The following is a 2,154-nucleotide window of genomic DNA, read 5'->3' on the forward strand; positions in this document are numbered from 1 at the left end:
AAAAAGAGTTTGTATTATGAACGTATAAATCTTGCTACCAGAGAGACCAAACAATTTCTGTATGTTACAGAAGAGGTGAGTGAGTTTTATATAAAAGGAACCGCTAGTTTTACAGATGTCAAAGAGTTTGAGATAACGCGCCCTAAAAAATTTAGCGAATATTTTAATCGTAGAGATATGAGTGTTATAGGTACTAGAGGATTGATAGAAGGTAGAGAGATTCTTAGGTTTTTGGATTATGTAAATGTTACAAAAACCTTGGTAAGTATGTTCCCAAAAGAAGGATCAATAGGATTAGAAGTACCAAAACCCTCATCTACAGCAAGTATAATAAGTACTTTTGCTACAGGCGAGTTTACATGGGCATTATCTGGGGCGTTGAGTTCTTTGTTTATGGTAAGTGATGTAATTGCTACTCAAGAAGTCAATAAGATCATGAATGATGTAAGAGGGTATAACACAGAATTATTGGAGCAAGCCAAATTACAAGGCTTAGAAAAACTACAATTATTTATGGATACCACTAGAACTAATGAGTTAATTGGTTTCAGATTAATAGGAGATGTACCCGAAGAAACCCATTTTAAGGTTATGAGAGGGGAAATTAATACTTTTATAGAATTAGAAAACTCAATAGAACGAGAATCTTCAGATAAGTATTACTCCTACTTAATTAAAATAATTGATGATAAATCAACAGAAAGAAAAACTTATATAATAGATGCTGTTTATGACCAATAGAATTATAAAAAATAGTATGAATTGCTATTTAATAGTATTGTTAGCTCTTTCTTTTTTGGCTGTATCTTGTGGTACACATAAACAAGGAAAGATTCAAGTAGACCTCAATCAAGAAGTTTCAATTCCTGTAAAACTCCTTATTTATAATACAGATAAAGATAGTACACTTATTAGGTTATATATTCCTATAGAATTTGATTTGATAAATAAATTTAATTCGAAGGTTAGGCTATCTAGTGGTTACTTAAGCCTAAAAGGAGGAAATGTACAAAGCGGATCAATTAGTTTATTAATAGATAATAAACTAGGTTTAACTTTTAGAAATCTAAAATTTGATACAAACGAAAAGAAACATTTTAAAGCATATACCAGTTATAAAATAATGATACCCAATATAGAAAAAGAACAAATCTTAAAAGATGCAGAATTTGCACAACATAGGTTTAGTTCTAAAAAAGAAGTGTATAACATTGGTATGATCAAAGATGTTCCTTCTTTTTTACTAGAAAAAGTACCAGATAGCCTAAAAGGGTTTATTAGAATGGAATTCTACAATACCTCTACTCAAAAGAATTTTGCAAAAAATATTCCAGTAGCGTTTTAACCCAGCATAATTAGTAGATAGGTGAGTTTTACACCTCATTATAACACTTTGAAAAACAAGTGTAATGGAATCTTTATGCCTATATCCAAAGTTTTAAAAAGTAATTATAAAAACAAATCAAAGACAAGGGTACTTATCACTTGGGTGATAGTAGATGTCGTCTTTAGCCAGAAAACAATTGCTGGTCACCTTATATAAGTACCCGTCGTCTTTGTCTGTATTGCTAGACTCATAAGAAATGAATAATAGATTAACCCCCAAAGAGTATGAAAACAGCCCCTATTGTACCAGATCGTTTCAGCGTATTTGAAGCCACGGTATTCAACTATTTGTTGATTAACCCGCAACTATTTGATGCCTGTGTACAAAAACATGGCGGGTATGCCCTGTTACTACGCATCTGGATAGCAGAAAAATATACCAATGGCAGTACAGCCATAGAGGTAGCAGAAATGATCAAACAATCAAAATTGTGTATAGAGTCTATCAAGGCAGGTAACCCCTTATCTATATCAGTGCAGTGAAGTGGTATTGTACCACTGGCAAAAGGGAGCAAAGAGACAGGAGTAATTTATTATTAGTTAGTATAATTTGCAGTTTGTGTAATCCTGCGCCCCATTACTCCTGTCGGCCCTTTTGTAAAAAAGAATAAAAAAAGAGAATACCCAAAATTACCCGATTAGGTTTTAAGTTGAGTTTGTGAGTAATTCTGTTCACAGCAAAGGTGCAGGGTACAAAAAGTATATAGCATAGTTTATAGGTCATTATATCTGCATATATGCCAGCGTACCCCTGTGTCTTTGTAAAAA

Annotated in this window: 3 protein-coding genes; all 3 read left to right on the forward strand. The window is 32.5% G+C overall.

The window, feature by feature from the left end; translation table 11 throughout:
* Positions 1-741 (forward strand): hypothetical protein (locus CVD18_RS22910; RefSeq protein ID WP_158250544.1); only part of this gene is annotated, 741 nt, incomplete at its 5' end.
* Between the two features lie 16 nt (positions 742-757).
* Complete coding sequence (locus CVD18_RS22095; RefSeq protein ID WP_146052911.1) at positions 758-1,345, forward strand: hypothetical protein; 588 nt, start codon at positions 758-760, stop codon at positions 1,343-1,345.
* A gap of 266 nt (positions 1,346-1,611) precedes the next feature.
* Positions 1,612-1,869: a hypothetical protein gene (locus tag CVD18_RS22100; RefSeq protein ID WP_103867616.1), complete on the forward strand. Its 258-nt coding sequence runs from the start codon at positions 1,612-1,614 to the stop codon at positions 1,867-1,869.
* Positions 1,870-2,154 lie beyond the last annotated feature (285 nt).

Origin of the sequence: Aquimarina sp. I32.4, assembly GCF_002924285.1 — a bacterium.
Lineage (GTDB): Bacteria > Bacteroidota > Bacteroidia > Flavobacteriales > Flavobacteriaceae > Aquimarina.